This is a genomic window from Methanosarcina sp. UBA289 (assembly GCA_002496565.1).
In the GTDB taxonomy this organism is placed as follows: Archaea; Halobacteriota; Methanosarcinia; order Methanosarcinales; family Methanosarcinaceae; genus Methanosarcina.
In genome coordinates this window covers 24,425-30,501 of sequence record DAKJ01000013.1, presented here as the reverse complement: position 1 = coordinate 30,501, position 6,077 = coordinate 24,425, and the positions used below count along the sequence as shown (strand labels likewise).

Annotated in this window: 15 protein-coding genes; 2 read left to right on the top strand and 13 right to left on the bottom strand. The window is 40.4% G+C overall.

What is annotated here, in order from left to right; all coding sequences use genetic code 11:
• Positions 1–56: 56 nt before the first annotated feature.
• Genes BP549_RS04145 through BP549_RS04120 form a run of 6 tightly spaced genes read right to left on the bottom strand, consistent with a single transcriptional unit; the run spans position 57 to position 2,020 of the window.
• A complete protein-coding gene (locus BP549_RS04145; RefSeq protein ID WP_292378385.1) occupies positions 57–389 on the bottom strand; it encodes a hypothetical protein in 333 nt (110 codons plus the stop codon).
• Positions 390–560: a hypothetical protein gene (locus BP549_RS04140; RefSeq protein ID WP_292378382.1), complete on the bottom strand. Its 171-nt coding sequence runs from the start codon at positions 558–560 to the stop codon at positions 390–392.
• Positions 561–1,094: a hypothetical protein gene (locus BP549_RS04135; RefSeq protein WP_292378379.1), complete on the bottom strand. Its 534-nt coding sequence runs from the start codon at positions 1,092–1,094 to the stop codon at positions 561–563. It abuts the gene before it with no gap.
• 31 nt (positions 1,095–1,125) lie between these two features.
• Positions 1,126–1,302 (bottom strand): hypothetical protein, encoded by a 177-nt coding sequence (locus tag BP549_RS04130; RefSeq protein WP_292378377.1) that lies wholly within the window; start codon positions 1,300–1,302, stop codon positions 1,126–1,128.
• 15 nt (positions 1,303–1,317) lie between these two features.
• Positions 1,318–1,638: a hypothetical protein gene (locus BP549_RS04125; protein WP_292378374.1), complete on the bottom strand. Its 321-nt coding sequence runs from the start codon at positions 1,636–1,638 to the stop codon at positions 1,318–1,320.
• Positions 1,639–1,660: 22 nt separating this feature from the next.
• Positions 1,661–2,020 carry a hypothetical protein gene (locus tag BP549_RS04120; RefSeq protein ID WP_292378372.1) on the bottom strand — a complete coding sequence of 120 codons (360 nt, stop codon included), beginning with the start codon at positions 2,018–2,020 and terminating at the stop codon, positions 1,661–1,663.
• Between the two features lie 106 nt (positions 2,021–2,126).
• Here BP549_RS04120 and BP549_RS04115 point away from each other — a divergent pair, with 106 nt between their 5' ends.
• Positions 2,127–2,642: a hypothetical protein gene (locus tag BP549_RS04115; RefSeq protein WP_292378370.1), complete on the top strand. Its 516-nt coding sequence runs from the start codon at positions 2,127–2,129 to the stop codon at positions 2,640–2,642.
• A complete protein-coding gene (locus BP549_RS04110; protein WP_292378369.1) occupies positions 2,639–3,541 on the top strand; it encodes a hypothetical protein in 903 nt (300 codons plus the stop codon). The genes BP549_RS04115 and BP549_RS04110 overlap by 4 nt, the downstream gene beginning before the upstream one ends.
• Before the next feature lie 209 nt (positions 3,542–3,750).
• On the opposite strand, the gene BP549_RS04105 is transcribed toward BP549_RS04110, so the two are convergent.
• Genes BP549_RS04105 through BP549_RS04075 form a run of 7 tightly spaced genes read right to left on the bottom strand, consistent with a single transcriptional unit; the run spans position 3,751 to position 6,042 of the window.
• On the bottom strand, positions 3,751–4,065 hold the full coding sequence (locus BP549_RS04105; RefSeq protein ID WP_292378368.1) for a hypothetical protein: 315 nt from the start codon (positions 4,063–4,065) through the stop codon (positions 3,751–3,753).
• A gap of 32 nt (positions 4,066–4,097) precedes the next feature.
• Positions 4,098–4,313, bottom strand: a complete 216-nt coding sequence (locus BP549_RS04100; protein ID WP_292378367.1) for a hypothetical protein — start codon at positions 4,311–4,313, stop codon at positions 4,098–4,100.
• On the bottom strand, positions 4,307–4,600 hold the full coding sequence (locus tag BP549_RS04095) for a hypothetical protein (protein WP_292378365.1): 294 nt from the start codon (positions 4,598–4,600) through the stop codon (positions 4,307–4,309). Before BP549_RS04095 ends, BP549_RS04100 begins: the two co-directional genes overlap by 7 nt.
• A 22-nt stretch (positions 4,601–4,622) precedes the next feature.
• Positions 4,623–4,766, bottom strand: a complete 144-nt coding sequence (locus BP549_RS04090) for a hypothetical protein (protein WP_292378362.1) — start codon at positions 4,764–4,766, stop codon at positions 4,623–4,625.
• A 1-nt stretch (position 4,767) separates the two neighbouring features.
• On the bottom strand, positions 4,768–4,893 hold the full coding sequence (locus BP549_RS04085) for a hypothetical protein (protein ID WP_292378360.1): 126 nt from the start codon (positions 4,891–4,893) through the stop codon (positions 4,768–4,770).
• 27 nt (positions 4,894–4,920) lie between these two features.
• Positions 4,921–5,358 carry a glutaredoxin family protein gene (locus BP549_RS04080; protein WP_292378358.1) on the bottom strand — a complete coding sequence of 146 codons (438 nt, stop codon included), beginning with the start codon at positions 5,356–5,358 and terminating at the stop codon, positions 4,921–4,923.
• Positions 5,359–5,409: 51 nt separating this feature from the next.
• Positions 5,410–6,042, bottom strand: coding sequence for a site-specific integrase (locus tag BP549_RS04075; RefSeq protein ID WP_292378356.1), 633 nt, complete (start codon positions 6,040–6,042; stop codon positions 5,410–5,412).
• Between the last annotated feature and the right edge of the window lie 35 nt (positions 6,043–6,077).

Sequence of the window (6,077 nt, the reverse complement as noted above, 5' to 3'; positions counted from 1 at the left end):
TATCGGCTGGAAGTTGTTAGTCATTCCTTCGTTTCGTTTACCTTTGGATACTGTTATCATTGTCTTGCCCCCTGCTGTGGAACAGATTGCTGAGGATATTGCTGCTTTGGAGCCCCTAGACCCCAGAATTTAGGCTTTTTGCTGTCTTCAGTTCTGTTAGTGATTGAGATTCCGTTTTTGGTTTCATATACGCCTTCGACTTCTTCGGCTCCTCTTATTTTGAGAGCGTTGTCTTTTGTGAGTGTGATTACGTATTTTTTGCCTTTTATGCGGGATATTGCGACTTTAATCCATCCAGGATATCCGGCACAGGTTAGCATCATGAGAATTCCGATTATGAGGGTTTCTCCGTATACCCACATTTTTAGAGTGTCTGCTGATACGATCATTTACGCCCCTCCGCTGTGAGAAGGAGATGTTAAGAGAGAACTGTCAAACAGTACCCACCCTATGAAAACTCCCAAAATGAAGCCTAATGGAATGATGGTTATAGCACTTGGAGAAAGTGAAATTCCTATTACAGCGAGTAGAAAAACAACGATATCTTCTTGAAAGGTCATTTACTGTCTTGCCCCCTGTTGTGGTACGGATTGTGGAGGATATTGCTGCTTTGGAGCCCCTAGACCCCAGAATTTAGGCTTTTTGCTGTCTTCAGTTCTGTTTGTGATAGAATGTTCTGCTGTTGTTGCTCTCTTGAGGAGAAAACCGTCTCTTCCGAGGCTTTCCAGGCATTTTGTTATGATTATTGCTTGGCCTGCTCCTCTTACGTCCATTTGCCTGAGTTCATGATCTCTTTGAGAGGACATTGATCTTAGTTCACTGATTCTTAGCAGGTCTTCTATGTCCTGGATTTCGTTGTGAGAAAGGTTGCTGAAAGCAAGTTGTTTGTTCAGAGCGCCCCAATTTTTGAGGAGTTCTTCGGCTGGAATGCCGTTAGGGGTCCCTGCGTAGGAGATTACGTCCATTGCCTGAAGCTGGGTTTTGGATTTGTCTATTGGGTCGGACATTGTGTGTTCGACCTCCGTGATCTGTTGGATTCGTAGAGGCTTGTTAGAATTGCGAGAGAGAGTATAAGGAACTCTATTAAGCCCCATATTGTAAGAATTAGGTGAGTTTCTGACATTTTCACGCCTCTTGATACTCTGTTTTAGCTGGTTTTTTGGTGAGGTGGAGTATTGCCCAGAGGGAATAGCACATTATTGTGATCTGGAGGGTTGTGGGGGAGTTAGTGCCTGCATAGAACCCCGCTCCCATGTTTCCAAGTATTAAAAGACAAATTTCTAGATATGACAGATTTACCATATTTACCCCCAAAAATTATTCAGAGTTTGAAGAATTGTATGTTTCGCGGTAAATCAGGCTCTTTATAACCCCAATTGATAAGGAAAGTAACGCCATTCCTTCATTTATCAGAGAAATTGAAATGTCGTATGTTGAGCCTGTGTGCTGTACTATTTCCCCGCTTGTTTCGTTGAAAAAAACGTCTGTATAGGTGATGTCATAGGACGCTATAGATAGAGCGAGAAATAGAGCCATTGCGAGGAAAACAAGTAAGCCCCGCCATTCTCCAGCTTCGAGAGAATAGAAAAAGATTAGGAAAGCAGCTATTTCAAAAAATATGAAAAAAGTAGAGTCCATTTGTGGACTCACCCCCTTTTGTTTAGCTGTCCCTGGTAAGTCCCATGAGCATACCAAGAAGGACTATGAAAACGGCAACGTAAGGAATCATCCCAAAAAGGTCTATTGATCCCCAGCCGGTTGTTTTGATGTTGTTGAAGCTGGCGGTTGCATTTGCGTCATTGAGGGAGCTGATTTTTTCTTCGGTCTGTCCCTGAAGAGTACCAAAAAGCAGAGCACAGAGCATAAGAGTGACCAGCAGGACGAGTATGCTTATGGCACTTCCCGCCATCGAAGCACCTTCATGTTTGGAAAGGGCTTTGAGCTGGGCTTTCCCGACTGCGATATAGCCGCGTGCATAGCAATCGTTGAGGTATTTGCAGATTTTATCATTAATACTCATTGTTAGAGCACCCCCTATACTATAGGTAGTTGTATATAGTATATAATAATTACTATAGTTGATGTAGAAAAACATGTTATGTTCTGTTTTATATGAGGGGTTATATATGAGTGCTTTTAAATATGTAGATGGAAACAAATCTATTGGTTTTGTGTATCCTTTTCAGGATTTGCTTGTTTCTATGACTGAGGCTTTGCAGAATCAGGAATATACGGCCTATATAGACCTTGTTTCGCATCTTAGAAACATGTCAATTCTTGCGTTTGACAAGAAAGATATAGAGAGTCTTGAAAAAATAGACGAGCTTGTTATTAGGATTAAAAAACATGTTGATATGAGCCTGAGGCAGAAAGTAAATAGTTCTGAGCTGTACCAGGTTGAGACTGTGAATTCTGCCTACTTGAAAGGGGTAGAATTGAAGATTTTTTGTGAGTATCGCTTTTCTTACGTGATTGAGAGAATTTGTATTTATGCGCTCAGGAAGACGATTTTTAGGGACCAGATCCCAGAGGCTCAACAGTCGGTATTTTATGAGGCTTCCCGAGACATTAGCCTGACTCTTGAGAGGGTTAATAGTGTCCTGGCCGAAAATGAGATAAAACCGTATGAGGTGAGGGCATGAGCGAAGATATAGAGAAAAGTGTGCAGTTTAATTGGTATTGGTATTTTATTGATATTGCGAAAAGGGCTTTTCTGTATAATAATTCTTCTTTTATTTCGGCTATTGGGAAGCGGAGAAGCGGGAAAAGTGTGTTTACCCTTGGGGCTGCTTGTGCTGTGGACCCTGACTTTTCAGAGGAACAAATCTGTTTTGGGTTGAAGGAGCTTAAGGAACAGCTTAATGAAAAGACCCAGACTTCTATTATTTGGGAGGAGGCCGGAGCTTCTGCTTATGCCAGGGATTTTATGGACGAGAGGAATAAGCTGATTGTTAAGACTTTACAAGTCTACGGATACCGAAAAATTGCTCTTTTTGGGAATTTTCAGCACCTTAAATTCTTAGATGGTGATGTCCGCCTCCAGCTTGATTGTTTTTTTAAAATGAAGGCTTTTAATGAGTTTACGCCTGATGGACAGCCTTTTACTCGCACTTATGCGTACCCTTATGCAATTATTACAGATTGGATTCAGGAACCTCTAATTGCCCCTTATAAGGTTGAAAAAGACGGTGTTTTTATGCCTATTGGGTCTATTCCGATTCCTGATATGGAGGTTTTTTTTGAAGTTTGTGGCGTGAGTAAAAGTCTGTATAAAAATTACTTGAAGAAGAAAGATGAGTATTTTACAGAGATAGGAGAGGAAGAGATAGAAGAGAAGGATGAAATGTTTTCTAAGCGAGAGCTGAAGACGTTAACGAGAGTTAACCAGGCTTATATTTCTCTTGCTTCCAGGCTTATAGAGGATAAGGTTACTAAGACTAAGATAGCTGAGTTCTCGGGAATTCCTGTAAGTACTTTGAATGTTTGGTTAGGGAAGAGTGAGGATGCTGACGAGTGGGTGAAAAGGATTTTAGAACCATAAACAACGACAACCAATTTTTTACCTTATGGTTAATACTAAAACCAAAATTCCTTTCCGGGCCAAGAAGGGCCTTGACTTCCTCCCTTTTTTTTGTTGTTGATTTGGCTCTGGCGTTGGCCTGAAGAGTATTTAAAGCGTTTAAAAAGGGATTGAAAAAAGAATGAAAAAAAGAAAGAAAGTTAGGGACATCTGAAAGATGTTTTCCCCCTTTATGAATTTCTAAATATTGTGCAGTTAAAGACTAATTCAAATTCTTGTAATGATTGTTCTGATAGAACACACGAATTTTTAGGTATTGTGATTAATGGAGTGAGTTCTCTTTGTAAATACATGAATGATTCTGTTATGAAGTCATGTGTATTGTATTTTGTGAATATTATTTCTATTATTAGGCATTCTGTATCTGGTTTTATTTTCCGCTTTATATCATTCCTTATTTGTTGATAGTATTTGCCTGTTACTTTATCAGGGTCTACCTTTCTTGTTATTTTTTGTAGTTTTATATCTTCTAGTAATTGCTGCATGTGGAATCCCCCTGAAAAATGAAAAAATGTTTTTAGCCGAGGCTTAGAACCTTTGCGAGTTCTGCGCTTCTGCGTCCTGTTCTTGTTTGATTATATGGTTTGTTGACGGGTTGATTCCTGCGAGGCTGTAGTCTGGGAAGATATACGATATCATGTACTAAGCCGCAGGAAGGGCAGGTTATTGTTTTTTGATCTGCGTTTACGTCAAGGGGTTGAAAACATTCTGAGCATTCGCTTCTTATTAACATGGTATCGCCATCTGTGGCTTTTGTTTTTCTTCCTGTGTGAAGGCTGTTAATGCCCATGTTCCCGAGAGTTCCCTTTGGAGAGTGAAGCAGTAAGATCCGTCTTTTGTGGCTACTACGTAGGAGTAGGTAGCCCCTACTCTATAAGATTCTGGAACCTGGTCTTTGATGAAGATTGATTCGGCTCTTTCGGCTGCTTCGGCTAGCTGTTGATATAGTATTAATCCGCCTGTCCTGGCGAGTGTTGAGGAAATGATACCTGCGTATGTGTCAGATATTGGTAGTTTCATAAGTGACCCCCCACTGATGAAATTAATATATTAGATGCTTCTGTTTTGCGTTTGCGTGCCTTTTGGTGTGTATTCTTCGTGTCTCCTCTTCTTCTGGTTCGTAAGAGGGACCGCCGTACATTGCGTCAATTTGAGCAAAGATTCTTCCTTTGCATCGAGCTGTCATGTTAGATACTCCCATTTGGCACAGCCCATGTGAGGGCTAGCAATAAAATAAGCAACCCTGCAAGAATTGAAGAGAAGTTTACAAATTCGTCTAGATCCATGTCAAACATTGCCAGTAGATCAAACATAGATTTTTTCCCCCTTTTATCCCCTGTTTACCCCATCATTAAACGTGATTTTGTTTCTTCGGATAGTTCGTTTCCTTTGAAGAGCTGTTTTGAGAGATAGAATTCTTCTCCTACCTGTAAGACTGGAGCTTCAAGCGTGAATATTCCATTGAATTTTAATTCTGTTTGTCCTTCTGGGCTTTGCATGTCTATTACCTGGAAGGTTATACCTTGAGCCTGCAGGAAGGTTTTCAGTTTTCTGCATTTTGGACAGACTTCTGTTGTATAGAGCTTGATCTCTGTTTTCAGGTTATGACCTCCCCCTTCGAGTGTTGAGAGCATGCCTATTAAAGTGAGTCTTTCCTTTGTGAGAAGTACATAAGATGGACAGGCTAAAGCCCTGTGTATTAGGTCGAGTAATAATGTTTTTTCGTCTACATTTATTGTGAAAGCTTTATACAGTCCAGGTGTTTGAATCGCTTTCATTTCATATCTCCACCCTACCAGGAATTTAATTTGAGTCTTGATGTTCAGAGGTTAGAAAAAACCCCATGCCGATAACTGCTTTTTGATGTCTCTTGTTTCATCATCTGAGAAACATAAGCCTTGATAGTGCCTCATGCTTGTTAGTGAGTCATGCCCCTGTCTTAAACATACTGTGGATTCTACTACCCCGGAGGTTATGAGCCAGGATTCGATTGTTTTACGGGTTGTTTTTGCAGAGATCCCATAGGGGTTTATGCCTGCTAATTGAGCCCACCTTTGAAGGTCCTTATTCCAGGTTGTTTCTAATGGAGGCTTGCGAGCTTCCCAGAAGTCCTTAAGCATGTAATTAAACATTGAGGGCAACGGGTGAATAGTTCTTTCTAACTGTCTTCTTTTGTGCTTTCTTTGCGCCTCTTCTGGTAAGTGAATTATGTTTCTTTTTTCGTTGTACCATTCTTTGTGATCGTGGAGCCTGAGTGTTTCAGCATACCTCATGCCTGTTATCATTAAGATATCAAGTATGGTTTTATGCTGATCCTTAGGAATTGCAGCCCTGAGGGATTCATACTCCTTTGGAGTAAGAATCCTTACATCTTTGATGTAAAAGTGTAAGGCATCGTTGTCTTTGGTATAGTTGGACTTAGGGTAGTTTTTCAGACTATCACCATGGTATACTATGCACACGTTATATTTAAACCTGTGTATTTACTTTGTTTTTA

Bases quoted from the DNA above. Each gene is read 5' to 3' on its own strand.
- BP549_RS04145 (WP_292378385.1), bottom strand. From the start codon at position 389: ATGATCGTATCAGCAGACACTCTAAAAATGTGGGTATACGGAGAAACC.
- BP549_RS04140 (WP_292378382.1), bottom strand. From the start codon at position 560: ATGACCTTTCAAGAAGATATCGTTGTTTTTCTACTCGCTGTAATAGGA.
- BP549_RS04135 (WP_292378379.1), bottom strand. From the start codon at position 1,094: ATGGGGCTTAATAGAGTTCCTTATACTCTCTCTCGCAATTCTAACAAG.
- BP549_RS04130 (WP_292378377.1), bottom strand. From the start codon at position 1,302: ATGGTAAATCTGTCATATCTAGAAATTTGTCTTTTAATACTTGGAAAC.
- BP549_RS04125 (WP_292378374.1), bottom strand. From the start codon at position 1,638: ATGGACTCTACTTTTTTCATATTTTTTGAAATAGCTGCTTTCCTAATC.
- BP549_RS04120 (WP_292378372.1), bottom strand. From the start codon at position 2,020: ATGAGTATTAATGATAAAATCTGCAAATACCTCAACGATTGCTATGCA.
- BP549_RS04115 (WP_292378370.1), top strand. From the start codon at position 2,127: ATGAGTGCTTTTAAATATGTAGATGGAAACAAATCTATTGGTTTTGTG.
- BP549_RS04110 (WP_292378369.1), top strand. From the start codon at position 2,639: ATGAGCGAAGATATAGAGAAAAGTGTGCAGTTTAATTGGTATTGGTAT.
- BP549_RS04105 (WP_292378368.1), bottom strand. From the start codon at position 4,065: ATGCAGCAATTACTAGAAGATATAAAACTACAAAAAATAACAAGAAAG.
- BP549_RS04100 (WP_292378367.1), bottom strand. From the start codon at position 4,313: ATGTTAATAAGAAGCGAATGCTCAGAATGTTTTCAACCCCTTGACGTA.
- BP549_RS04095 (WP_292378365.1), bottom strand. From the start codon at position 4,600: ATGAAACTACCAATATCTGACACATACGCAGGTATCATTTCCTCAACA.
- BP549_RS04090 (WP_292378362.1), bottom strand. From the start codon at position 4,766: ATGACAGCTCGATGCAAAGGAAGAATCTTTGCTCAAATTGACGCAATG.
- BP549_RS04085 (WP_292378360.1), bottom strand. From the start codon at position 4,893: ATGTTTGATCTACTGGCAATGTTTGACATGGATCTAGACGAATTTGTA.
- BP549_RS04080 (WP_292378358.1), bottom strand. From the start codon at position 5,358: ATGAAAGCGATTCAAACACCTGGACTGTATAAAGCTTTCACAATAAAT.